Source organism: Pseudomonas reidholzensis (genome assembly GCF_900536025.1).
Taxonomy (GTDB): Bacteria; Pseudomonadota; Gammaproteobacteria; order Pseudomonadales; family Pseudomonadaceae; genus Aquipseudomonas; species Aquipseudomonas reidholzensis.
This window is the reverse complement of the sequence record NZ_UNOZ01000025.1, coordinates 21,231-45,604: the sequence shown is the minus strand read 5'-3', so window position 1 is coordinate 45,604 and position 24,374 is coordinate 21,231. Positions and strand designations below refer to the sequence as shown.

The following is a 24,374-nucleotide window of genomic DNA, read 5'->3' as shown; positions in this document are numbered from 1 at the left end:
CCAGTGCTTGCACGTACCCCTGTAGGAGCGGGCTTGCCCGCGATAGGGCCCAAACAGACGACACATCACCTGCGCATCAGTGCACCGGCCGCGGCTGCGCTGGCATCTGCACCTGAATCAACGCCGATTCAAGCAGCCCACGCAGCGTCTCCACTTCATGCATCGCGGCCATGATCAAAACCGAAGCGGGCGATTTGGGCTGCAGCAAAAGGGCCTGATGAGCCACAGCCTGCGCGCACAGGGCGTACCCGGTGGCCTGGACGAGGGTGTCTTCAAGGGAGTGGGGAGGGTGAGGCGGGTCGGGAACGATCTTAAGCATGGTTGTGTTCTCGGTAGGGCCTCCGCCAATCCGCTGTCAAACAGAAAGGTGGCAGCAGTGCATAGGTTGACAGACCGGCGAACACAAAAACCGGCGCACGCAAGCGTGCCCCATGCACAGCCGCCATAAACGGCAAACCGATGCATTGTGATCGTCGCGGCCTGTCAAAGCCGATCGCTGGGTTTCAGCGACCTGCCGAGACTAGAGCGCACCTAGATCACCCGCGACGGAAAAACTGCGGCAGAAGTATGTTTAGGAAATGGCCTACAAGGAAGGGAATAAATCGGATTTCTCACCCCTTTGGGCCAGCGGGATCCCGGGTCGATTTCTGGGTGTCTCTTTATCCTTCTGTGGATCCAATGGATTCTTGTGTTCGATAAACGCACGACTTCATTGATTATCTAAGTAAATGAAAGATATGAGATTTAAGATTACAAAATCGAAAATGGGTCATCTCCTATCGAAAAGCTGTACCTACCCGAAATTGGCCACGTTGCTCATGGATCCATTATCTGGTTGATTACTGCCTGACAACGGCGGGAGCCCTCCCGGCCGTATGCGACAACAATTACAAAAGGGTTCAGTCATGAACGGCTTACCAGAGGCACGGGACCATCACGGTTTCTGCCGCCTCACTTGCGTGTGTGCGTCTGTCTTTACGCCTGTGACCACCCTGGGTCAGCGGGTGACTCCATGACCAATACCCTCAATCAGCATCTGGACAATGGTCCGATGAGCCGATTCCAGTGCCTGGCCATTGGCATCTGTATCCTGCTGAACATGATCGATGGCTTCGACGTGCTGGTCATGGCATTCACCGCGGCCTCGGTGTCTGCACAATGGGGCTTGGGGGGCGCGCAGGTAGGGCTGCTCCTGAGCGCCGGCCTGTTCGGCATGGCGGCCGGCTCGCTGTTCATCGCGCCATGGGCCGACCGTGTTGGCCGACGCCCATTGATCCTGTTCTGCCTCGCGCTTTCGGGCATCGGCATGCTGCTCTCGGCCATGAGTCAGACCCCTGTGCAACTGGCGCTGCTGCGCGGCCTCACCGGCCTGGGCATCGGCGGCATTCTGGCCAGCAGCAACGTGATCGCCAGTGAATTTGCCAGCAAGCGCTGGCGTGGCCTGGCGGTCAGCCTGCAGTCGACCGGTTACGCCCTGGGCGCGACGCTGGGTGGCTTGCTGGCGGTCTGGCTGCTGGGCCAGTGGGGTTGGCGCTCGGTCTTCCTGTTTGGCGGCGTCGTCACCCTGCTGGTGATTCCAGTGGTGCTGCTGTGGCTGCCCGAGTCGGTGGACTTCCTGCTGATGCGTCGTCCGCCCAATGCGCTGGCGAGGATCAATCGGCTGGCATTGAAAATGGGGCAGCCGGCGTTGCAAGTGTTACCTGCGCCAACGCTTCGGGCAGCGGGTGCCGCCACTGGGTTCGGGCAGTTGCTGGCCCCCGCCATGCGCCGCACGACGCTGGTGATCTGGTTGCTGTTCTTCCTGGTGATGTTCGGCTTCTATTTCGTCATGAGCTGGACCCCAAAGCTGCTCGTCGCCGCCGGCTTGACGGCGCAGCAGGGCATCACCGGTGGGGTGCTGCTGAGCGTCGGCGGGATCGTCGGCGCGGCGTTGATCGGCGGCCTCTCCTCGCGCTGGCCGCTGAGCCGCGTGCTGGCGATGTTCATGCTGGTGACCGCGGGGTTGCTGGTGCTGTTCGTGGTCAGCGGCTCGTCGGTCAGCGGCATCCTGGCCCTGGGGTTGTTGATCGGGCTGTTCTCCAACGGCTGCGTGGCCGGTCTGTATGCCTTGTCACCGGTGGTCTATGACGCTTCGGTGCGGGCCACCGGGGTAGGTTGGGGGATCGGTATCGGCCGGATCGGCGCGATCCTGTCACCGACGGTGGCCGGCATGTTGCTCGATGGCGGCTGGCAGCCCCTGCACTTGTATGGCGTGTTTGCCAGCGTTTTCGTGATGGCGGCGGCTTGCCTGCTGTTGCTCAAGCCTGCGGCCGGCTCGGCGCAGCCGACGATGGCCAGCGCTTAATCGCGGGCCCAACGGGCGCGTGGCTTACGCTAAGATGGCGGCCCATGTCTGTGGAAGTTGCCTGGATGAGTAAGCCCGGTCAGTTGGTACTCAGCGCGTTGCGCAAGATGATCGCCTCGGGTGAGCTGGCGGCCGGCGCGCGGTTGATGGAAATCCCCACCGCCGAGCTGTTCGGCGTTTCGCGCATGCCGGTGCGGATGGCGTTTCGCACGCTGGAACAGGAAGGCCTGCTGGTGCGTTTTGGCGGGAGGGGGTTCCAGGTGCGCTCGGTCAGCGCAGAGGATATCGCCGGTGCGGTCGAGGTGCGTGGTGTGCTCGAAGGTCTGGCCGCCCGCCAGGCTGCAGAGCGCGGGTTGACGCTTGATGCCCAGGCGGCGTTGCAGTGCTGCCTGGTCGAAGGCGATCAGCTGTTCAACAAAGGCTTTGTCACCGAAGATGACCTGCAGGTCTACCACGACCTGAACATGCGCTTTCACCAGGTGATCGTCGAGGCCAGCCACAACCCGGCCATCGCTGATGCCCTGGCGCGCAATGACCACCTGCCGTTTGCTTCGGTCACTGCATTAGCGGTGGACCGCCACGACCTGGCGCGTGAATACCGGCGCTTCAACTATGCCCACATGCAGCACCATTCGGTGTTCGATGCCTTGGTGAGCGGGCAGGGTGCACGCGCCGAAGCGCTCATGCGCGAGCACGCCAATGCCACCCTGCGTTACGCGGAGACGTTTGCCGGGCCTGCGGCGGACGAGCGCATGAAGGTCATCATGCCCTCGTCTTGACCTCGTTCAGATGTCGAGCACCAGCAGTGGCGTTTTCGAACGCGAGCAGCAGGGGGTGAACTGGTCATTGAGCGCCTGCTCCTGTTCCGTCAGAAATAGGTCGCGGTGTTCCGGCACCCCCTCCAGCACACGCGTCAGGCATGTGCCGCAAATACCTTGTTCGCAGGACAGGGCGATCTCGATGCCGTGCCGCTCCAGCACCTGCGCCACCGTCTGGTCGGCAGGCACGTCGAAGACTTGGCCGGTGCTGCCCACCTGTACCGAAAAACTACCGTCGGTAGCGGTACTGGCCGGCGCTGCGGCGAAGTACTCGCGGTGCAGGCAGGGCTCCTGCCAACCCTGCGCCTTGGCGTTATCCAGCACGTGCTGCATGAAGCCACCTGGGCCGCAGACATACAGGTGAGTGTCGCCGTGGGGTTCGGCCAGCACGTTGACGATGTCGAGTGCGGTTTCTGGCTGTTCATCGAAGTGTACGAACAACCGGTCAGCATACGGCGCGCTACGAATACGCTGGATGAAGGCCGCGCGCTCGCTGGAGCGGGCGCAATAATGCAGCTCGAAATCGGCGCCACACTGTGCCAGGTGCTCGGCCATGCTCAAAATCGGGGTAATGCCGATACCGCCCGCAAAGAGCAGGCTGCGCCGGGCGTCCGGGGCCAAGGGGAACAGGTTGCGCGGCTCGCTGATGCGCAGCCGTGCACCGCTCTGAAGCTGTTCGTGCAGGCCGCGCGAGCCGCCCCGTGAGGCAGGGTCGTTGAGTACGCCGATCACGTAACGGTGGCGTTCCTCAGGGTGGTTGCACAGCGAATACTGGCGCACGAGCCCGTCGGGCAAGTGCACGTCGATATGCGCGCCAGGGCTGAAGGCTGGCAGCGGGCTGCCATCGGCCGCGGCCAGTTCGAAGCTGCAGATGTCCTGTGCTTCGGTGTGACGGGATACCACTACGGCGTCGATCATGTGCACTCTCCTCAGGCAGGCTGGGCGCTGGTCGCGATCAGCGGGTCATGAGGGGCGTTTTCTTTAGCGATCAGGCGCTCGAGAATCTTGCGAGACTGCACGCCGCCCGCATCGATGTTGAGCTTGAGCAGGTTGCGTTGCGGGTTGGCGAGCAGGTTTTGCTGCTGCCGTTCGAGCATCTCCAGGTCTTCACTGAAGATCTTGCCCTGGCCTTCGCGAATGCTCGCCGTGAGGGCTTCATCCTGCGGTGCGAAGTTGCGCGCCATGCCCCAGAAGTACCAGATCGAGGTGTCGGTCTCCGGCGTGATGAAGTCGACCACGATACTCGACGCCTTGTGCTGCGCCTCGGCTTGGTAACCGCCCTTGCCGGCATGGGCCACGCCCACTTCGATCAGCACGTGGCTGGGCGGTGTGAAGTGGCAGATCTGCCAGCGGTCGACCGGCACATCGTCGGCCAGGCCGTTGCCGCGCAGGGCCATGCGCCAGAAGGGCGGTGCCATGATGTTTTCCATGTGTCGGGCGGTCACCACTTCGTCGCCAGTGACGGTGGTGACCGGCGGCGCTTCGTCGATTTCCTTCTGACCAATGCTCGAGGCGTGTACGTAGGTTTCGTGGGTCAGGTCCATCAGGTTGTCGATCATCAGGCGGTAATCACAGCCGATGTGGAACAACCCGCCGCCATAGGCCCAGTCTTCGCTTTGCGCCCATTCCAGGTGGGGGATCAGGCTGGGGTCTGCCTGTGACAGGTCACCCGGCCAAACCCAGATGAAGCCATGACGCTCGACGACGGCGAACGTCTTGTTGCATGGAAAGCCCCTGACCCGCTGGCCTGGCATCTCGACTGTCTTGCCGTCGCAGCCCATCACCAGGCCGTGGTAACCACACACGAGGTTTCCGTTTTCGACATACCCCAGTGACAGCGGTGCACCGCGATGCGGGCAAAAATCCTCCACGGCGGCGACGCGCCCCTCGTGGCCTCGGTAGAAAACGATTTTTTCACCGCAGATCTGCCGCCCTAGGGGTTTGGCGTCTATTTCGTCAGGGGTGCAGGCGACATACCAAGTGTTTTTGGGGTACATGGGGGCTCTCCGGGACAGCGATTGTTTTTATTTAATGGATCCATTAAATATTCAGGAGAGCAGTTTGGTCAATGATGTAAGCCGTTTTGTGGGAATCTCGTGGGCGATTATCGGATGATGTTCGTTTTCTAAGTTTCAATGGATCCATTGATTGGTGGTTCGCTGCCACAGGCGGTCCGTTAACCTGTGGCGAGCGAATGCCCGCTGTTACCAGTCGAAAGCCAGTGTCGCGATCACGTTGCGGCGGTTGCCGTACAGCACCGAGTTCTCGTAGAAGCCCGGCTCGAAATAGCGCTTGTCGAACAGGTTGGTGCCCGTGATGGAGATCTTGGTGCCCGTTAGCCCGACATTGCTCAAGTCATACCGCAACGTGGCATCGGTCAGCGTGTAATGCGCAGCTTTGACGGTGTTCTGGATGTTCTGGGAAGACCCCATGTAGCGCAGGCCGATACCCGCACCCACACCGGCGAACACCCCCGTATCAAGGGTGTAGTCAAGCCAGCCAGCAGCGGTGTGACGAGGAATGGCGCGCGGCGTGTTGCCTTCGTACCGCGTGTCTTCAGTGATCTTGGCATCCGTGTAGGCGTACGACGCGAGCACATTCAGGTTGGGCGTCAGGCTGGCCTTGCCTTCGACTTCGATGCCACGAGATCGCACCTCACCACTCTGAACGGAAAAGCCTGAATTGAGCGGATCGGCGGTGGTGACATTCTTCTGGGTCAAGTCGAATGCCGACACCGTGATCGAACTGTTCGATCCGGGTGGCTGGTATTTGAGCCCGACTTCGTATTGTTTGCCTTCGGTGGGCTTGAACAACACGCCAGCCATATCGGTATCCGGGTTGGGCTGGAACGAGGTGCTGTAGCTGGCATAGGGCGTGATGCCGTTGTCGAACAGGTAAGCCAGCCCCACACGGCCGGTGAACTTGTGGTCACGCTGTTGGGTGTCGACATGTTCAGTGCCGAAGTACAGCCCCTGTTCATGGCCCTCGACCCAGTCTTCGCGACCGCCGATGGTCAACGCCCAGCGATCCAGCTTGATCTGGTCCTGCACGTACACACCGACCTGCTGCATCTTGCTGCGGGTGTCGCGTTGCAATGGGTCATACCAGATCGCCCCACCACCATAAACGGGGTTGTACAGGTCGAGCATTTCGAAGTCGGGGTCCGGGTCGCCGTTACGGCGGATTTCTTCGGCGTCGTAATGGGAATAGTCGACACCGGCGATCAGCGTGTGCTGTAGCGTCCCGGTGTTGAAGCTGCCTTGGATATTGTTGTCGAGCATGAACGTGTCGCTGCTTTTCGGGCGATATTGCAGGCCCACGTCCTGGGTGCGGCCATCATCGTTGAGTACCTCGTCCGGCCCGCTGGAGAGGAATCCAACCTTGGAATGCATGTAGCGCAGGTTTTGCTGGAGCTTCCAGCCATTGTCGAACAGATGCTCGTAGAGGGCGCCGATCGAGGTGGTTTCGACGTGGTAATAACTGCCCTTCCAGCCCAGGTTGATATCAGAGTCGATACGACCGTTAGGGCTCTTGAGCACTGTACCGATCGCTGGGTAACTCTGTTCCGAACCGCCGGTCTTGCTCTTGTTGTAACTGGAGAGCAGGGTCAGGGTGTTGGCGTCGTCCGGCTTCCAGGTCAACGATGGAGCAATGTAGGTGCGATCATCGGGCGAGTGGTCGACTTGCGTGCCACTGTCGCGCTGAATCACCACGACCCGCCCGAAGAGGGTGCCGGCGCTGTCCAGTTGGTCGCCGATATCCAGCCCGAACTGACGACGCTCGAAGCTGCCCCCTTGCACTTCTACATGGCGGATCGGGGTTTCCTGTGGCCGCTTGCTGGTCATGTTGACCAGGCCGCCCGGCGCCATTTGCCCGTACAGCACCGACGCTGGCCCCTTGATCACATCGACGCGCTCAAGCCCGAAGGTCTCGAAATTGGTGTCGTACTGGTTGAAGCCCGTACGCAGGCCATCCTGATAGATACCGAACAGGTTGAATGCGCGAAAACCGCGCATGAAGATGTCCGGCGCGCCCTGGCCGCCTGCGTAGTCGAGCACGCGGATGCCCGGGGTGTAGGCCACGGCCGAGTTGAAATCCTGAACACCCCGCTGGTCCATTTCATCACGGCTGATCACCGAGATGCTCTGCGGGATTTCGTTGATCGGTGTATCGGTCTTGGTGCCGACCGTCGTGCGCCGGGCAACGTAACCCGCCACCGGCCCGGTGCCGCTTTCCTGCAGTTGGCGGGTCGCGTCGACTTGTATCGGGTCGATCTCGATCGCCGCATCGTCTCGAGGCAAGGGCTCCAGCACATACACACCTGCGCCCTGGGACGCCGCGCGCAGCCCGCTGCCCGACAACAGGCGAGCGAAGCCGGTAGCGAGGCTGACGTCGCCTTCGAACCCTTGGCTCTGCCGCCCCTGCACCAGCGCAGGATCAATGGCCAGATTGATGCCCGCCGTCGCCGCGAAGCGCGAAAGTACCTGCCCGAGCGGGCCTGGCGGGATGGCGAAATGCTGAGTGGAGGCCGCCATCGATGCCGGGCTCACGAGGACGCTCAGCGCCAGGGCTGTACCGTGCACGGCACAGGCAAGAGAAGACCAACCGGGTGAAAAACGCATGAATGCTCCGTATCGATGAGACCTGTTTGCTGAAAGGACACGCCAGCAATGAAAAACAGGACAGGCGATACGCGTTTTTTTCAGGCTGAGCGGGGCTGCAGCGTGACCCAATAGCGCGTCCGGTACACCACACTGACGGGCAATGCCCGCGCCACGGCGCTGAGGATCAGATCGGTATCACGCAATTGGAAGGCGCCGGTGATGAGCAAGTCGGCAATCTGCGGATCACAGCGTACCCAACCAGGCCGGTAACGGCTCAGCTCTCTGGTGAACGTCGAAAGCGGCATCAGCTCAACGCGCAGCACGCCCAGGCTCCAGCCATCACTGTCAGGTATGAGCGGCTGCGCAGTCATCACCTCCAGGCTGTCGAAGCGCGCCTGGTTGCCGACGTTCAAGCGGGTGGCATCGGTCTGGCCCGTTGGACAAATGTCGACCGCACCGCCATACACAGTGACCAGGCTATCGTCATCCTCAAGGCGAACGCTGAACCGCGTGCCGATGGGGTACACGTTGCCGTGAACGGTCTCAACCCGCAGCGGCCGGTTGAGCGGATCTTGCCCTGTGGTGACCAGCACTTCCCCCGACCGCAGGCGAATCAACCGCTGGTGGTCATCGAAGGCAATATCCACGGCGCTGTCAGTGTTGAGGTTCAGCCGAGTGCCGTCCGCGAGGTCGATCTGGCGCTGCTCGCCGACGGCGGTTCGCTCGTCTGCCGACCAGCCGTCATGGCGCCCGACGACCCACGTGGCGGCCCCAGCGGTCATCAGCAGCATCAGCGCCTTGAGTCCGTCGCGGCGGCTCAGCCGGTCCGCGCGATCAAGCGTGCGCAAGCCCACACCGTCTGGAATGCCTTGCCACTGCCCGCTGACCCGCTGGGCAAGCTGCCAGGCCCGTTCATGGTCGGGATGCTGGCTGCGCCACTGCTCGAAGCGCTTTCGCTGCGCATCCTCCGGCGCGGCCTCATGCAGGCGGATGTACCAGCGTGCCGCCTCGCGAACCACAGCTTGCTGCAGAGGCGCCTCGCTCATAGCGCGTCCGTCATCGCCAGCAGCATGCATTGCTCCATCGCCTGGGTCAGGTAACGCTGTACGGTACGCACCGTGACATTGAGCATCTGGGCGATTTCGCTGTAGGTATGGCCTTCGAGCTGCGACAACAAAAACGCACGACGTACGATCGGCGGCAGACCATGCAGCATTGAGTCCACGGCCTGGAGGGCCTCATGGATCAGGCAGCGCTCTTCGACGGACAGCCCGGTTTGCTCGGCGTATTCCGCCAGTGTTTGCAGCCAGGCCTCTTCGACGGAGCGGCGCCGGTGCAGATTGAGCATGAGTCGCTTGGCGACCGTCGCCAGGTATGCGCGGGGTTGCCGCAGATCCGCTGCCAGTGGCGAGTTGGACGTACGGAACAGGCGCAGGAAGGTGTCTTGCGCCAGATCGGCCGCATCGCTACGGCAACGCATACGCCGATACAGCCAGTTCTGCAGCCAGGAATGGTGATCGACATAGAGCGTCGTGAAATCGCGCTGCATTGCAGACTCGCGCGCCGATGCGCCATCCATGGGGAGAGTTCCTGATAGTTTGGTGCAATTGCAGGCGGGAATTAATCTCAATAGTAGCGATGTGTCGGTGGGCTGACAACGGGGTCTGGTGACTCGGTTCCAGCTTGGACGACACTGCCGCTAGCCTGTTTGGTTCGCGGCAGCGATAGGGCAGGGCTCAGGTGAACCCCACAGGCGCGACACGCATTCCAGCGCAGCACCGGTGGCGTTCAACGCTAAGCGGCTCGACCAAGACACTCAGGACTCAGTGCGTCATCCCCAGCTCTGCATCATCCAGCAGCGCCTTAGCCAGCGCGCTCAGGTAGTGCGAAGCCCAGACCAGTTGCGGGTTGTCTTCCATCACGCCCGTGATGGTCAACTCTCGCACAACGCCCATCAGTTCCGAGGCCTGTTCTCGGGCGTGTTGGCAAGGGATGCCAGGTTCGATGCAGAACAACGGCTGGGTCATGCCTTCGCCTTGGTAGAACCGGGTCTTGCCGGCAGTGGTATTGGGTGTGGTTTCGTCAGTACTCATGGTCCATCTCCCTAAAGTCATCAGTGCCTGTCCGGGCGCTATCGCGGGCAAGCCCGCTCCTACAGGCAGCGAACCACGCCAATGCTTGCGCGAACCCCTGTAGGAGCGGGCTTGCCCGCGATAGCGCCCAAACAGACGACACATCACCTGCGCCTCAGTGCACCGGCCGCGGCTGCGCTGGCATCTGCACCTGAATCAACGCCGATTCGAGCAGCCCACGCAGCGTCTCAACCTCATGCATCGCGGCCATGATCAAAACCGAAACGGGCGATCTGGGCTGCAGCAAAAGGGCCTGATGAGCCACAGTCTGCGCGCACAGGGCGTACTCGGTGGCCTGGACGAGGGTGTCTTCAAGGGAGTGGGGGTGGTGAGGTGGATCAGGAACGATCTTCAGCATGGTCTTGTACCCGTTTTTCGGGCCGCAGCCGATCTGCTGTCAAACAGGAAGGTGGCAGCTGTGCATAGGTTGACAGACCGGCGGATACAAGAACCGGCGCACGCAAGCGTGCCCCATGCACAGCCGCCATAAAAGGCAAGGCTATGCAAAGTATCGCGTCGCGGCCTGTCAAAGCCGTGTCGTTGGTTCGCAACGACAGGCCGAGACTAGAGGGCTGCCAGAGCGGCCGCAACGGAAAAAATGCGGCAGAAGTATGTTTGGGAAATGGACTACAAGGAAGGGGTTAAATCTGATCTTTCAGCCCACCTACGGCGTGCGGCAGCACAGGCATTTAGAGACGGGTACTAAGGCGTTGGCTGCGCAAAGTGCGCTTGGGCCGCGCTCTTGCCACTGAGAGGGGCATGAGAGAGATCAGCTGCCCGCCACTGGCAGCTTCCGACCCATAGCGGACGGTCACGCATGGTTGCTTTCGACCCAGAGCGGCCTGTTGCGAAGAGCAGCATCGGCCAATAGCGGACACTCCCCCTTGATCGAGTACCAGGTTGACGTAGCTGCATTCCTGCCTACAGTGCGATCAGACCATCTCGGCGAGGACGTGTACACGGTGTGTTTTCTTGCACTCGCCGGTGTATCCGAAGCCGGAAAAACTCATCTTGCTCGTGGGCGGGTATAACCAGATGGTGAAGTGTTTGTCAGTAAATTTCCGAACCTGATCGGCGAATCGCTAGGTGGGCAGAGGCGATCCAGGTTGATGGGCGTGACTGAAATCGAGAATCACGTCTTGCATGAAATCGAGTTTTTCTGCGACCCTCCCAAATAGTCGACCGACACGACACTCCACCACAATCCAATATCCATTTCAGGGACGCTAACGATGGACATCGTAGAAGACATTGACCAGAGCATTGGTGAGGTCAGAACTGAATCTCTCGACCTAAGCTTTGGCGAAATTGTGAACCTTCACGCCAACAAAGAACTCATCATTCACCCCGACTACCAAAGACTATTTAGGTGGACTGATGATCAAAAGTCTCGACTAATTGAATCTATTATTCTTGAGCTTCCCGTTCCACAGATTTTCGTGATCGAGAACGAAGATGGAGTGTTGGAGCTCATTGATGGCCTGCAACGAGTTAGTAGCGTAATTCAATTCATTGAACCGGAAAAGCTTGGGCTTGAACCTTTAAGGCTTGATGGTTGCGATCTTATCACTAGTCTAAACGGAAAACTATTCTCCGAGCTGCCACTGACCATACGCCTAAGAATTAAGCGTTCGTCAGTGCGCACTATTATGATAAAGCGTCAAAGCAAGCCATTTTTAAAGTACGAAATGTTCAAGCGATTGAATACCGGCGGTGCAATACTCGCCCCTCAAGAGATTAGGAATTGCTCTGCTCGCATGATTGGTACATCCGGCGACAATTTCTACGCATTTCTCAAAGAGTGCGCAAACCTTCCAGATTTCAAAGTATGCACCGAGACTTTGTCTCAATCGGATTATGACAAAAAAGGTGACGAAGAATTGATTCTTCGATTTTTTGCCGCTAAGAATTTCTCTGCGCAGTTTAAAGGTAGTGTTCGAGACTGGCTTGATAGTTACATGGAAAGTATATTGCTCGAAAGTGTAGCTTTCGACTATGAGACGGAGAAAAAACAGTTCGATCAAGTCTTCAATTTCTTGGCGGCGTCGATCGGAGATGGTGCATTTGTAAAATATCGCGGTAATAATCCGATTGGAGCTCTAGCTCCCGCCTATTATGAAGCTGTTACAATCGGAGCTTGGCGCAGCTTAGATCAGCAATTCGCCCCATCCCACGAATTAGCTAAGCAATGCATAATTAACACGGTTCAAACTGAAGCATTCCGAAATAACACGGGCCCTGGAGCAAACTCTAAGGAGAAACTGGAGGGTCGGATCAGTGCCATTATGCACTCATTTAAAGAGGCCCATGATGCCTGATCTCTCTGATGTTTTGGAAGCAGATCTGAATTGGCGAGAGGCGGAATTGGCATCTTTTACAGCCGCAATAATGGCTGCACCAAAAAGTACCATCCGTGAGAAAACTTTGCTCCGAGGGGCGTGGGCGATTTTGTATTCTCATTATGAAGGCTTTTGCAAGTTTGCTTGGGATGCATACCTTGATGAGCTGGAAAAGAAAAGCGTAAAGAGGTCCGAATTAACATCCGAGATGGCGGCGCTGTCGCTCAGGAAAAATTTCAAATCATTAAGAGGCGCTTTAAGCGATAAAGACCTCTGGGAATTTGGTAGTACTAAGTTTCTTGAGATGCAGAATTCGATTGCAACATTCGAGGAAAAGCTAGAGACAGACTCGAATTTGTGGCCGAATTTATACAGAGATAATGCCCGCGCTCTTGGGGTCGCTCCAACATTGATCGATCAGCACGCGACTGAAATCAAAACGTTGGTGTCTCGCCGAAACGACATCGCGCACGGCCAAAAAATGATCATCAAAGACATTCAAGAATACAAGAAATATGAAAGCGCAGCTCTGCTTGTTATGCACGACCTAGCGGTCTGTTTGATCGAGTCTTTCGATACGGAGTCTTTCAAACTTAAGGCTTAACGAATGGAATACTTTTCTTGAATTATAAGTGATCCATCTGAAAGTCTAAGTCGACTGGAGTGACATTGTCCCACTGCTACAGCTGGCAACTGTTGGTCACTTACTGTAGACAGTGAAGGACCGCTATGGGTCGATAGCGGCCGGTCGTGGTAGGTGATCTCTCAGTCGATGTATCTGCCGAGAGACGATCAGCAATTAGCGAAAATCGAAAGCCCACATCAAGCAAGTCTTTGATGTGGCTTTCGACCCCGTTCAAACCTACCCAACCGCCTCAACCTCCAAAAACGCCGCCTCCAACAACTGCCGCGTATACGCATGCTGCGGCGCATGGAAAATCGCCCGCGCATCCCCCTGTTCCACCACCTGCCCCTGCTTGATCACCATCAACTGATGACTCAACGCCTTCACCACCGCCAGGTCATGGCTGATAAACAAATAAGTCAGGTTGTACTTCAACTGCAACGACCGCAAAAGCTCCACCACCTGCCGCTGCACCGTCCGATCCAGCGCCGAAGTCGGCTCATCCAGCAAAATCAAAGCCGGCTTCAACACCAACGCCCGCGCAATCGCAATCCGCTGCCGCTGCCCCCCAGAAAACTCATGCGGATACCGATGCCGGGTCTGCGGATCCAGCCCCACTTCCTGCAGCGCCGCGATAATCGCCGCCTCCTGCTCCTCAGCCGTCCCGATCCGGTGAATCCGCAGCCCCTCGCCAACGATATCCGCCACACACATCCGCGGGCTCAGGCTGCCAAACGGATCCTGAAACACCACCTGCATCTCCCGCCGCAGCGGCCGCACTTCCTGCTGGTTCAGCCCTTCCAGGTGCTGGCCATTGAAGCGAATGCCGCCTTGGCTAGAGATCAACCGCAAGATCGCCAACCCAAGCGTCGACTTGCCCGAGCCACTCTCGCCCACGATCCCCAGCGTCTGCCCCTGGGGCAGGCTGAAGTTGATGCCGTCCACCGCCTTGACGTGATCGACCGTGCGCCGCAGGAACCCTTTCTTGATCGGGAACCACACCCGCAGATCCTCAACCTCCAGCAACGGCGCGCCAACCGGGTTCTCTGCCGGTGCACCGCTAGGCTCGGCATTGATCAGCATCTGCGTATACGGGTGCTTCGGCGCACTGAACAGCGTCGCGCAGTCAGCCTGCTCGACGATCTTGCCGCGCTGCATCACGCACACCCGATGGGCAATCCGCCGCACCAGGTTGAGGTCGTGGCTGATCAGCAGCAAGGCCATGCCCAGCCGCGACTGCAGCTCTTTGAGCAAATCCAGAATCTTCAGCTGCACCGTCACGTCGAGCGCGGTAGTCGGCTCGTCGGCGATCAACAGCTCGGGCTCGTTGGCCAGGGCCATGGCGATCATCACCCGCTGCCGCTGGCCGCCAGAGAGTTCATGGGGCAGGGCTTTGAGGCGCTTGTGCGGCTCAGGGATGCCGACCAGCTCCAGCAGCTCGAGCGTGCGCGCCGTGGCCTGCTTGCCGGTCAGGCCTTTGTGCAGCAGGAGGATCTCGTTGATCTGCTTCTCGATGCTGTGCAGCGGGTTCAGCGAGGTCATCGGCTCCTGGAAGATCATGGCAATGCGGTTGCCACGAATCCGCTGCATGGGCTTCTCGCCGAGCTGCAGCAGGTCCTGGTCGCCATAGCGCACGCTGCCGCTCGGGTGGCGCGCCAGCGGGTAGGGCAGCAGGCGTAGGATCGAGTGCGCGGTCACGGATTTGCCCGAGCCGCTCTCGCCGACCAGCGCGAGGGTCTCGCCCTTGCGGATGTCGAAGCTGATGCCATCGACCACGCGGTTGACCTGGTCCCCGCTGATGAACTCGACCGCAAGATCACGGACTTCGATCAGGTTAGCTTCGCTCATGTCATTTCCTCGGGTCGAAGGCGTCGCGGGCGGACTCGCCGATAAACACCAGCAGGCTGAGCATCACGGCCAGCACGGCAAAGGCGCTGATGCCCAACCACGGCGCCTGCAGGTTGGACTTGCCCTGGGCGACCAGCTCGCCCAGCGACGGCGAGCCGGCGGGCAGGCCGAAGCCAAGGAAGTCGAGGGCGGTCAGGGTGCCGATGGCGCCGGTCAGGATGAACGGCATGAAGGTCATGGTCGAGATCATCGCGTTGGGCAGGATATGCCGGTACATGATCGCGCCGTTGCGCATGCCCAGGGCGCGGGCTGCGCGCACGTACTCCAGGTTGCGGCCGCGCAGGAACTCGGCGCGCACCACGTCGACCAGGCTCATCCAGGAGAACAGCAGCATGATCCCCAGCAGCCACCAGAAGTTGGGCTGGACGAAGCTGGCGAGGATGATCAGCAGGTAGAGCACCGGCAAGCCGGACCAGATCTCCAGGAAGCGCTGCCCGGCGAGGTCCACCCAGCCGCCATAAAAGCCCTGCAGGGCGCCGGCGATGACGCCGACGATGGAGCTGAGGATGGTCAGGGTCAGGGCAAACAGTACCGACACGCGGAAGCCGTAGATCACCCGGGCCATGACGTCGCGGCCCTGGTCGTCGGTGCCCAGCCAGTTGTCTGCCGAGGGCGGGGCCGGGGCGGGTACCTTGAGGTCGTAGTTGATGCTCTGGTAGCTGAACGGGATCGGCGCCCACAGCACCCAGCTGTCTTTCTTCTCCAGCAGCTCGCGGATGTACGGGCTCTTGTAGTTGGCCTCCAGCGGGAACTCGCCGCCAAAGGTGGTCTCCGGGTAGCGCTTGAACGCCGGGAAGTACCACTCGCCGTCGTAGCGCACGGCGATCGGTTTGTCGTTGGCGATCAGTTCGGCGCCCAGGCTCAGGCCGAACAGGATGATGAACAACCACAGCGACCACCAGCCGCGGCGGTTGGCCTTGAAGCGCTCGAAGCGCCGGCGATTGAGAGGGGACAGGGCCATGTCAGTGCTCCCGGCTGGCGAAGTCGATGCGCGGATCGACCAGGGTGTAGGTCAGGTCGCCGATCAGTTTCACCACCAGCCCGAGCAGGGTGAAGATGAACAGGGTGCCGAAGACCACCGGGTAGTCGCGGTTGATCGCCGCTTCGAAACTCATCAGGCCAAGGCCGTCGAGGGAGAAGATCACCTCGATCAGCAAGGAGCCGGTGAAGAAGATGCCGATGAACGCCGAGGGGAAACCGGCGATCACCAGCAGCATGGCGTTGCGGAACACGTGGCCGTAGAGCACCCGTGGCCGGCTCAGGCCCTTGGCCTTGGCGGTGACCACGTACTGCTTGTTGATCTCGTCGAGGAAGCTGTTCTTGGTCAGCAGGGTCATGGTGGCGAAGTTGCCGATGACCAGCGCGGTGATCGGCAGCACCAGGTGCCAGAAGTAGTCGAGCACCTTGCCGGTGGTCGACAGCTCGTCGAAGTTGTTCGAGGTCAGCCCGCGTAACGGGAACCAGTCGAAATAGCTGCCGCCGGCAAACAGCACGATCAGCAGGATGGCGAACAGGAACGCCGGGATGGCGTAGCCGACGACGATCGCCGAGCTGGTCCAGACATCGAAGTGGCTGCCGTGGCGCACCGCCTTGGCGATGCCCAGTGGGATCGACACCAGGTACATGATCAGCGTGCTCCACAGCCCCAGCGAGATCGACACGGGCATCTTCTCGGCGATCAGGTCGATGACCTTGGCATCGCGGAAGAAGCTGTCGCCGAAGTCCAGCTGGGCGTAGTTCTTGACCATGATCCACAAGCGCTCGGGCGGCGACTTGTCGAAGCCATACATCTTCTCGATCTCGGCGATCAAGGCCGGGTCGAGGCCTTGCGCGCCGCGGTAGTTGGAGCCGGCCACGGACACTTCGGCGCCGCCACCGGCGATGCGGCTGGTGGCGCCGTCGAAGCCTTCGAGCTTGGCGATCATCTGTTCGACCGGGCCGCCGGGGGCGGCCTGGACGATGATGAAGTTGATCACCAGGATGCCGAACAGGGTCGGGATGATCAGCAGCAGGCGCCGCAGGATATAGGCCAGCATGTCAGTGCGCCTCGTCCGGTTGCGCGGCCGCGGGCGGCTGCTGGGTCACCGCGGGGGTGGCGTCGGGCTTGATCCACCAGGTATTGATGCCGATGTCATACTTGGGCGAGATGGCCGGGTGGCCGATGTGGTTCCAGTAGGCCACGCGCCAGGTCTTGATGTGCCAGTTGGGGATCACGTAGTAGCCCCACTGCAGTACCCGATCGAGTGCGCGGGCATGGTCGATCAGGCTCTGGCGCGAGTCGGCGTTGATCAACTGTTCGACCAGTTGGTCGACGGCAGGGTCGCGCAGGCCCATGAAGTTGCGGCTGCCGGGGTTGTCGGCGGCGGCGCTGGTCCAGAACTCACGCTGTTCGTTGCCCGGCGAGCTGGACTGCGGGAAGCCGCCGACAAGCATGTCGAAATCGCGTGATCGCAGGCGGTTGATGTATTGCGGGACCTCGACGCGGCGAATCACCAGCTCGATACCGAGGTCGGCGAGGTTACGCTTGAACGGCAACAGGACCCGCTCGAACTCGGTCTGGGCGAGCAGGAATTCGATCGACACCGGCTTGCCCTGGGTGTCGACCATCTTGTCGTCGACGATCTTCCAGCCGGCGTCCTGCAACAGCTTGTAGGCCTCGCGCTGTTGCTCGCGGATCATCCCGCTGCCATCGCTGACCGGGTTCTTGAAGGCCTCGGTGAAGGCCTGCTCGGGGATTTTGCCGCGCAGCGGTTCCAGGATCTTCAGCTCGGCGGGTGAGGGTTGCCCGCGCGCCGCCATCTCGGAGTTCTCGAAGTAGCTGCTGCTGCGGGTGTAGGCGCCATTGAACAGCTGTTTGTTGGTCCACTCGTAGTCCAGCAGCAGGCTCAATGCCTTGCGCACGCGCACGTCCTGGAACACCGGTCGGCGCAGGTTGAAGACAAAGCCCTGCATGCCGGTCGGGTTGCCGTTGGGCAGCTCTTCCTTGATCAGCCGGCCTTCGCGCACCGCAGGCACGTTGTAGGCATTGGCCCAGTTCTTTGCGGCCATTTCTTCGATGAAGTCGAACTGTCCGGCCTTGAGCGCTTCGAGGGCGACGGTGTTGTCGCGGTAGTAGTCGAAGGTCATGGCGTCGAAGTTGAACTGGCCGCGGTTCAGCGGCAGGTCCTTGGCCCAGTAGTCCTTGACCCGTTCGAAGCGTACCGAGCGGCCGGCCTTGACCTCGGCGACCTTGTACGGCCCGCTGCCGAGCGGGATTTCCAGGTTGCCGCGGGTGAACTCACGGGTTTCATACCAGTGCTTTGGCAGCACCGGTAGCTGGCCGAGGATCAGCGGCAGCTCGCGGTTGTTCTTGTGCTTGAACTTGAACAGCACGGTCAGCGGGGTTTCGGCGACCGCTTCGGCGACATCGCCGTAGTACACGCGGTACAGCGGGGCGCCCTTGCTGATCAGGGTGTTGAAGGTCCACACGACGTCGTCCGCGCGCATCGGGTGGCCATCGTGGAACCGCGCCTCGGGGCGTATGTAGAAGCGCACCCAGCTGTTGTCGGGGGCTTTTTCGATCTTGCCGGCGACCAGGCCGTACTCGGTGAACGGCTCGTCCAGGCTCTGGCGCATCAGTGTGTCGTAGATGCTGCCGACGTTCTCGGCGGCGACGCCTTTGTTGATGAACGGGTTGAGGCTGTCGAAGCCGCCGAAGCTGGACTGGCGCAAGGTGCCGCCCTTCGGTGCGTCCGGGTTGACGTAGTCGAAGTGCTTGAAGGTCGCCGGGTACTTGGGCGGCTCGTCGTAGAGGGTCAGGGCGTGTTGCGGTGCGGCCATCGCGCTAAGGCTCAGGCAGCTCAGCAGCAGGCTGCCAGCCAGCTGGCGCAGGCGGTGCGTTGGCGTCATTTGGCTTTCTCCGAAGTCTTGAGCCACCAGCTGTTCAGGCCCAGGGTGTAGGGCGGCGTGGTGACGAAGGCGAACCGGTTGCGGTAGGCCAGGCGATGATTGTCGAGGTACCAGTTGGGGATCATGTAGTAGTGCCACGACAGCACACGGTCCAGGGCACGCGCAGCGGCGACCTGGTCATCGCGGCTGCGTGCGGCAAGCAAGGTGTCGAGCAGGTGGTCGACCACCGGGTCCTTGACCCCTGCGTAGTTCTTGCTGCCCTTGGTCGAGGCTTGGCTGGAGTGGAAGTACAGCCACTGCTCGAGGCCCGGGCTCAAGGTCTGGTTGAGGGTCATCAGGATCATGTCGAAATCGAACTGGTCGAGGCGTTGCTTGTACTGGGCGCGGTCGACGGTGCGCAAGCGCGCATCGATACCGATGCTCGCCAGGTTTTCGACATAAGGTTGCAGGATACGTTCGAGGTTGGGGTTCACCAGCAGCAGCTCGAGGCTGAACTGCTTGCCCTTGGCGTCGACCAGGCGCTGGCCGTCGAGCTTCCAGCCGGCCTTGGCCAGCAGGCCGAGGGCCTGGCGCAGGGTCTGGCGACTGACGCCGCTGCCGTCGGTCTGGCTGACCTGATAGGGCTCGGTGTACAGCTTGGCCGGCAACTGGTCGCGGAACGGTGCCAACAGCAGCCACTCTTTGCCCGTCGGTACGCCGCTGGCGGCGAACTCGCTGTTCGGGTAGTAGCTGGTCGAGCGGCGGTAGGCGCTGCTGAACAGGGCGCGGTTGGTCCACTCGAAGTCGAGCATCAGGCCCAGTGCCTGGCGCACCTGCGGGTCACTGAAGCTGGCCCGGCGGCTGTTCATGAACAGCCCCTGGGTCTGGGTCGGGATGCGGTGCGGGATCTGCGCCTTGATCACCTCGCCACGGCGCACCGCGGGGAAGTTGTAGCTGTTGGCCCAGTTCTTCGCCTGGTGCTCGATGTAGATATCGAACTCGCCCGCCTTGAACGCTTCGAAGGCCACCGTGCTGTCGCGGTAGAACTCGTACTCGACGCGGTTGTAGTTGTACTTGCCGCGGTTGACCGCGAGGTCCTTGCCCCAGTAATCCTTGACCCGCTGGAACACCAGGCGACGGCCCGGCTGCACCTCGGTGATGCGATACGGCCCGCTGCCCAGCGGTGGCTCGAAGGTGGTGGCCTTGAAGTCGCGGCCTTGCCAGTAGTGCTTGGGCAATACGGGCATTTCACCGAGCCGCAAGATCAGCAGCGGGTTGCCGGCACGCTTGAACACGAAGCGGATGCGCAACGGACCTAAAATGTCGACGCGCTGCACTTCCTGCAGGTTGGTGCGGTACAGCGGGTGTCCGTCCTTGAGCAAGGTGCGGTAGGAAAACGCCACATCAGCCGAGGTAATCGGCTTGCCATCGTGGAAGCGCGCTTCCGGGCGCAGGTTGAACACCACCCAGCTGCGGTCTTCGCTGTACTCGACCGAGCGGGCGATCAGGCCGTAGCTGGAGGTGGGTTCGTCGCCGGACGGGTCGTACATGCCGGTGCCGACCATCAGCGTCTCATTCAGCTCGCTGATGCCGTACTGGAGGAAGTTGGGCGTGGTGACCGGGCTCGAACCCTTGAAGGTATAGGGGTTGAGCGTGTCGAAGGTGCCAAATGCCATGGCCCGCAAGGTACCGCCCTTGGGCGCTTGCGGGTTGACCCAATCGAAGTGGGTGAATGTGGCCGGGTATTTGAGCGTGCCGAACTGCGCGTAACCGTGGCTTTCGCTCACCGTCGCGCTCGCGGAAAAGCTCAAGGCCAGGCTGAAGGTCAGCAGGAGGGGACGTATCAAGTCGGCATCCGATCCAGAGGGCTTTGGGCTTTGGTCGGGCTACAGTAACAGCTTGGCGGGGTTGGAAAAAGACTGGCAGGAGAGGGGGCCGCAAAGCGGCCCCGTTTCGATCAATGGCCGAGGTAGACGGTCAGGGTCTGGCCTGGCTTGAGGGCATGCCCGCTGCGCGGATTCCAGCGCTTGAGGTGCTGCATTTCGACGTTGAAACGCTTGGCCACGAGGTACAGCGAATCACCCTTGCGCACCTTGTATTGGGTCGAACGCTGCTTGGCCGAGGCGACCCGGTTGGCGGCGGCCGACGGCGCGTTGCCGCCGCGCAGGGCGAGCACCTGGCCAGCCTTCAGGCGGTTGCCCGGCAGGCGGTTCCAGCGCTGGATGTCCTTGACCGACACCCGGTTGGCCTTGGCGATGCTGCCCAGGTTGTCGCCGCGCTTGACCCGGTAGCTGCGTGCGCTGGCCGGCGCCTTGGCTTCGGCGACAGCGGCGTCGAACACGGCCTTGCGCGGTTGCAGGCTCAGCAACTGCTCAGGGTTGAGGTTGGACAGGCTGGCCGACAGCAACTGCGCCTTGGCGGTGGGCACCAACAGTTGTTTAGGGCCGTCGACGGTCATGCGCTTCTTGAACGCCGGGTTGAGCTGGATCAGCTCATCTTCGTCGATGTTGGCGAAGGCGGCGACCCGCGACAGGTCCAGGCGATCATTGATGGCGACCGCCTCGAAGTACGGTTCGTTGGCGATCGGGTTGAGGTTCACCCCGTAGGCTTCAGGCGTGGTCACGACCTGCGAAAGCGCCAGCAGCTTGGGCACGTAGTCGCGGGTTTCCTGCGGCAGGGGCAGGTTCCAGTAGTCGGTCGGCAGGCCGAGCTTCTCGTTGCGCTCGATCGCCCGGCTGACCGTGCCTTCACCGGCGTTGTAAGCCGCCAGTGCCAGCAACCAGTCGCCGTTGAACATGTCGTGCAGGCGGCTCAGGTAGTCCAGCGCGGCATTGGTCGACGCGGTGATGTCGCGACGGCCGTCGTAGAAGTTGGTCTGGCGCAGGTTGAAATGACGCCCGGTCGCGGGCATGAACTGCCACATGCCGGCAGCGCTGGCGCGCGAATAGGCCATCGGGTTGTAGGCGCTTTCGATCGCTGGCAGCAGGGCCAGCTCCAGCGGCATGTCGCGCTCTTCGAGACGCTCGACGATGTAATGCAGGTAGAGGCTGCCGCGCTCGCCCGCCGTCTCGATGAAGCGTGGGTTGCTGGCGAACCACAGACGCTGCTGCTCGATGCGCGGGTTGACGTCGATGCTGTCTTGCAGGGCAAAGCCCAGGCGCATGCGCTCCCAGACATCCTGGGGCGGCTGCTCTTTGACCTTGACCACCAGCGGTGCCGGCTTGTGCTTGATCCGAGCCTGGTAGGTGTGCGCGCGAACGCTGTCGGATTCGTCGACCTGACGGGTGCTCTGGCAGCCCACCAACGTGGCGGCCAGGGCCAGCGCACTGATCTGTGCGAGGCGCGTCAAAGCGACGGATTGCGAGGTTCTGCGGCTACGGGAAGGCATCGGCTGGGGCGGGTATCCGGGCGAAAAATTTCGGCGATTCTAGAAACCGACTCCCGCTGGGTCAACCTTTCCCCTGCAAATGCGATATATCTTGAGGTTATCAAAACCGGTCCTTCCAAGACCTCAAGGCAGCAAAAACAGCGGCTTGGCCTTCATTGGAATGCCCTTTCCATTCGTCTGCTTTTTGTTTAACGGATGTTTCAGTGGTGCGCAGGAAGGGGTTGGTCAGGCGTTCCAGGGCAATCGTTGATGGCAATGTGATGCGATCTTCCGCGCGCAGGCGGGTAACCTCGTCGAAGCGCTGGATAACGTGCGGATTGGCGGGTTCGACCGCCTTGGCGAAACGCAGGTTGCTCAGGGTGTATTCGTGGGCGCAGTACACCTCGGTGTCGCGAGGCAAGGCGGCCAGGCGCTCGAGCGACTGGTGCATCTGTTCGGGCGTGCCTTCGAACAGGCGCCCGCAACCCGCCGCAAACAAGGTGTCGCCACTGAACAGCACGGGCGTGGGTGTCTGCTCGGTGAAGTAGGCGATGTGGCCAAGGGTATGCCCGGGCATCGCCATGACCTGGAAGGTCAGGCCAAGCGCGGTAACCTGTGCATTGTCTTCCAGCGCCACGTCGCGGGCCGGGATCTGCTCGTGGGCCGGGCCACTGACCCGCGCGCCGGTGAGCTGCTTGAGTCGCTCGACACCGCCGACATGGTCGTGGTGGTGGTGGGTGATCAGGATGTCCTGCAGCACCCAGTCGGGGTTGGCCTGCAGCCAGGCGACCACCGGCTCGGCGTCACCGGGGTCGACCACCGCGCACTGGCGTTTGGCAGTATCCTGTAACAACCAGATGTAATTGTCGGAGAAAGCGGGCAGGGCAACGATCTGTATCATGGGGCGGATCCGAATCATCTGGCGTGGGACATGAGGGCATCTTAGCCGCGATGGCGCGGCGGGAGAACCTTGGAGGAACAACGCAATGACCGACCAAGCTTTTGCCCAGGCCGATCCTGACTGGATCGAGCTGATCAGCCTGGCCCGCGACTGGTTCCAGGGGCCCCTCGGGCAGTTGATGCTGCGCGAGGAAGAAAAGCTCCTCGAAGCCGAGCTGGCGCGCTTCTTTGGCGGTTACCTGGTGCATTACGGGCCGTGCGCCGAAGCGCCGCCCAGCGCCCCGCAGGTGCACCGCAACGTGCGCCTGGGGGCGCCGCTGCCGGGGGTCGAGATCGTCTGCGAAGAGCAGGCCTGGCCGCTCTCCGAACATGCCGCCGACGTGGTGGTGCTGCAACATGGCCTGGACTTCAGCCTGTCGCCGCACGGCTTGCTGCGCGAGGCGGCCAGTGCCGTGCGCCCGGGCGGGCATCTGCTGATCGTCGGCATCAACCCGTGGAGCGGTTGGGGCATGCGCCACCTGTTCAGCCACGGTGCGCTGCGCAAGGCGCGCTGCATTTCGCCGTCGCGGGTCGGCGACTGGCTCAACCTGTTGGGCTTCGCGCTGGAGAAACGCCGCTTCGGCTGCTATCGTCCGCCGCTTGCCTCAGCGGCCTGGCAACAGCGCCTGGCCGGTTGGGAGCGGCTGGCCGGGGGCTGGCAAACCGCTGGCGGCGGGGTCTACCTGCTGGTCGCGCGCAAGATGGTGGTCGGCCTGCGGCCGCTGCGCCTGGCGCGCCGCGAGCCCATGGGCAAGCTGCTGCCGCTGCCGCTGGCCAAGGTCAACCGCGACGGCGTCAGCCGTGAGCGCCACCCCGGTGAATAAATCAGAGCGAGTTAAGGCAGTACATGAGCGATAGCATCGAGATCTACACCGATGGCGCCTGCAAGGGCAACCCGGGCCCTGGCGGCTGGGGCGTCCTGATGGTCTACAAGGGCGTCGAGAAGGAACTGTGGGGCGGTGAGCTCGAAACCACCAACAACCGCATGGAGCTGATGGCCGCGATCGAAGGCCTGCGGGCGCTCAAGCGTGAATGCGAAGTGGTGCTGACCACCGACTCGCAGTACGTGATGAAAGGCATCAACGAGTGGATGGTCAACTGGAAGAAGCGCGGCTGGAAGACCGCCGCCAAGGAACCGGTGAAAAACGCCGACCTGTGGCGCGAGCTCGACGAGCAGGTCAACCGCCACAAGGTCACCTGGAAGTGGGTGCGCGGGCACATCGGCCACCCGGGCAACGAGCGCGCCGACCAGCTGGCCAACCGCGGCGTCGACGAGGTACGCGCCAAGCGCTAGAAAATCAGCTGCAAGCTGCAAGTTTGAAGCGCCAAGTTGCAAGAAACAGCTGGATGCGCGCATGGCCGCTTTTACTTGCAGCTTGCCGCTTGAAGCTTGTGGCTTGATAATCGCCGGCTTTCCCTTGTAGTACCAGT

The 24,374-nt window shown here is 61.3% G+C and carries 21 protein-coding genes; 6 read left to right on the top strand and 15 right to left on the bottom strand.

Translation table 11 applies throughout. From position 1 onward, the window contains the following. Positions 1 to 76: 76 nt before the first annotated feature. Complete coding sequence (locus CCOS865_RS16900) at positions 77 to 319, bottom strand: hypothetical protein (RefSeq protein WP_119142863.1); 243 nt, start codon at positions 317 to 319, stop codon at positions 77 to 79. 693 nt (positions 320 to 1,012) lie between these two features. On the opposite strand from CCOS865_RS16900, the gene CCOS865_RS16895 reads away from it, so the two are divergent. Then, on the top strand, positions 1,013 to 2,344 hold the full coding sequence (locus CCOS865_RS16895) for an MFS transporter (protein ID WP_119142861.1): 1,332 nt from the start codon (positions 1,013 to 1,015) through the stop codon (positions 2,342 to 2,344). 65 nt (positions 2,345 to 2,409) lie between these two features. Then, positions 2,410 to 3,123, top strand: a complete 714-nt coding sequence (locus CCOS865_RS16890; protein ID WP_119142859.1) for a GntR family transcriptional regulator — start codon at positions 2,410 to 2,412, stop codon at positions 3,121 to 3,123. A gap of 6 nt (positions 3,124 to 3,129) precedes the next feature. On the opposite strand, the gene CCOS865_RS16885 is transcribed toward CCOS865_RS16890, so the two are convergent. The 7 genes from CCOS865_RS16885 to CCOS865_RS16855 form a co-directional block, all read right to left on the bottom strand. Continuing rightward, a complete protein-coding gene (locus CCOS865_RS16885; protein ID WP_119142857.1) occupies positions 3,130 to 4,080 on the bottom strand; it encodes a PDR/VanB family oxidoreductase in 951 nt (316 codons plus the stop codon). A gap of 11 nt (positions 4,081 to 4,091) precedes the next feature. Then, positions 4,092 to 5,159 (bottom strand): aromatic ring-hydroxylating dioxygenase subunit alpha, encoded by a 1,068-nt coding sequence (locus CCOS865_RS16880; protein ID WP_119142855.1) that lies wholly within the window; start codon positions 5,157 to 5,159, stop codon positions 4,092 to 4,094. Between the two features lie 207 nt (positions 5,160 to 5,366). Then, entirely contained in the window at positions 5,367 to 7,784 is a 2,418-nt protein-coding gene (locus CCOS865_RS16875; RefSeq protein ID WP_208644547.1) for a TonB-dependent siderophore receptor, read from the bottom strand. Positions 7,785 to 7,864: 80 nt separating this feature from the next. Continuing rightward, on the bottom strand, positions 7,865 to 8,812 hold the full coding sequence (locus CCOS865_RS16870; RefSeq protein WP_119142851.1) for a FecR domain-containing protein: 948 nt from the start codon (positions 8,810 to 8,812) through the stop codon (positions 7,865 to 7,867). Then, entirely contained in the window at positions 8,809 to 9,345 is a 537-nt protein-coding gene (locus CCOS865_RS16865; protein WP_244216135.1) for a sigma-70 family RNA polymerase sigma factor, read from the bottom strand. The genes CCOS865_RS16870 and CCOS865_RS16865 overlap by 4 nt, the downstream gene beginning before the upstream one ends. A gap of 244 nt (positions 9,346 to 9,589) precedes the next feature. Further along, positions 9,590 to 9,859: a DUF3077 domain-containing protein gene (locus tag CCOS865_RS16860; RefSeq protein ID WP_119142849.1), complete on the bottom strand. Its 270-nt coding sequence runs from the start codon at positions 9,857 to 9,859 to the stop codon at positions 9,590 to 9,592. A gap of 154 nt (positions 9,860 to 10,013) precedes the next feature. After that, positions 10,014 to 10,256, bottom strand: a complete 243-nt coding sequence (locus CCOS865_RS16855) for a hypothetical protein (protein WP_119142847.1) — start codon at positions 10,254 to 10,256, stop codon at positions 10,014 to 10,016. A gap of 874 nt (positions 10,257 to 11,130) precedes the next feature. Between CCOS865_RS16855 and CCOS865_RS16850 the strand changes: the two genes are divergently transcribed. Both CCOS865_RS16850 and CCOS865_RS16845 read left to right on the top strand, forming a co-directional pair. Beyond that, complete coding sequence (locus CCOS865_RS16850) at positions 11,131 to 12,216, top strand: DUF262 domain-containing protein (protein ID WP_119142846.1); 1,086 nt, start codon at positions 11,131 to 11,133, stop codon at positions 12,214 to 12,216. Then, positions 12,206 to 12,841 (top strand): MAE_28990/MAE_18760 family HEPN-like nuclease, encoded by a 636-nt coding sequence (locus tag CCOS865_RS16845; RefSeq protein WP_208644546.1) that lies wholly within the window; start codon positions 12,206 to 12,208, stop codon positions 12,839 to 12,841. Before CCOS865_RS16850 ends, CCOS865_RS16845 begins: the two co-directional genes overlap by 11 nt. Before the next feature lie 258 nt (positions 12,842 to 13,099). On the opposite strand, the gene CCOS865_RS16840 is transcribed toward CCOS865_RS16845, so the two are convergent. The 7 genes from CCOS865_RS16840 to gloB form a co-directional block, all read right to left on the bottom strand. Further along, a complete protein-coding gene (locus CCOS865_RS16840; RefSeq protein ID WP_119142842.1) occupies positions 13,100 to 14,710 on the bottom strand; it encodes an ABC transporter ATP-binding protein in 1,611 nt (536 codons plus the stop codon). 1 nt (position 14,711) lies between these two features. Beyond that, positions 14,712 to 15,731: an ABC transporter permease gene (locus CCOS865_RS16835; protein WP_119142840.1), complete on the bottom strand. Its 1,020-nt coding sequence runs from the start codon at positions 15,729 to 15,731 to the stop codon at positions 14,712 to 14,714. A 1-nt stretch (position 15,732) separates the two neighbouring features. After that, positions 15,733 to 16,806: a microcin C ABC transporter permease YejB gene (locus CCOS865_RS16830; RefSeq protein ID WP_119142838.1), complete on the bottom strand. Its 1,074-nt coding sequence runs from the start codon at positions 16,804 to 16,806 to the stop codon at positions 15,733 to 15,735. A gap of 1 nt (position 16,807) precedes the next feature. Continuing rightward, positions 16,808 to 18,658, bottom strand: a complete 1,851-nt coding sequence (locus CCOS865_RS16825) for an extracellular solute-binding protein (protein WP_119142836.1) — start codon at positions 18,656 to 18,658, stop codon at positions 16,808 to 16,810. Next, positions 18,655 to 20,484, bottom strand: a complete 1,830-nt coding sequence (locus CCOS865_RS16820; protein WP_119142834.1) for an extracellular solute-binding protein — start codon at positions 20,482 to 20,484, stop codon at positions 18,655 to 18,657. Before CCOS865_RS16820 ends, CCOS865_RS16825 begins: the two co-directional genes overlap by 4 nt. Before the next feature lie 110 nt (positions 20,485 to 20,594). Further along, positions 20,595 to 22,025, bottom strand: a complete 1,431-nt coding sequence (locus tag CCOS865_RS16815) for a lytic transglycosylase domain-containing protein (protein ID WP_119142832.1) — start codon at positions 22,023 to 22,025, stop codon at positions 20,595 to 20,597. Between the two features lie 100 nt (positions 22,026 to 22,125). Next, positions 22,126 to 22,905: a hydroxyacylglutathione hydrolase gene (gloB, locus tag CCOS865_RS16810; protein ID WP_119142830.1), complete on the bottom strand. Its 780-nt coding sequence runs from the start codon at positions 22,903 to 22,905 to the stop codon at positions 22,126 to 22,128. A gap of 85 nt (positions 22,906 to 22,990) precedes the next feature. Here gloB and CCOS865_RS16805 point away from each other — a divergent pair, with 85 nt between their 5' ends. After that, positions 22,991 to 23,767, top strand: coding sequence for a class I SAM-dependent methyltransferase (locus CCOS865_RS16805; RefSeq protein WP_119142828.1), 777 nt, complete (start codon positions 22,991 to 22,993; stop codon positions 23,765 to 23,767). Positions 23,768 to 23,790: 23 nt separating this feature from the next. Continuing rightward, positions 23,791 to 24,237 (top strand): ribonuclease HI, encoded by a 447-nt coding sequence (gene rnhA, locus CCOS865_RS16800; protein ID WP_119142826.1) that lies wholly within the window; start codon positions 23,791 to 23,793, stop codon positions 24,235 to 24,237. Positions 24,238 to 24,374: the final 137 nt, after the last annotated feature.